This window comes from Staphylococcus sp. AC872 (assembly GCF_979255425.1).
Map to the genome: position 1 here is coordinate 1 of NZ_CEEDKW010000046.1, position 281 is coordinate 281.

Genomic DNA, 281 nt, shown 5'->3' on the forward strand with positions numbered 1-281 from the left:
CTTCATCGCACCACCGGTGGGCGACCCACAGACCGTCCAGGCAGCCAAGGAGGCAATGAAGCTAACCTTCTTCCACTGGGGTCTGCATGCCTGGGCAATCTATGCCGTCGTCGCACTGATCCTGGCGTACTTCGCCTACCGGCATAATTTGCCGCTGACCCTGCGTTCGGCGCTTTACCCGCTGATTGGTGACCGTATCTATGGCCCGATCGGACATGCGGTGGACATTTTCGCGGTGATCGGCACCGTTCTCGGCGTGGCGACTTCGCTGGGTTATGGCG

General features: G+C 60.5%; 1 protein-coding gene. It reads left to right on the forward strand.

Translation table 11 applies throughout. The features are described 5' to 3' along the window. A partial coding sequence (locus ACZ267_RS12865) for a BCCT family transporter (RefSeq protein ID WP_463680341.1) occupies nucleotides 1-281 on the forward strand: 281 nt, incomplete at both ends.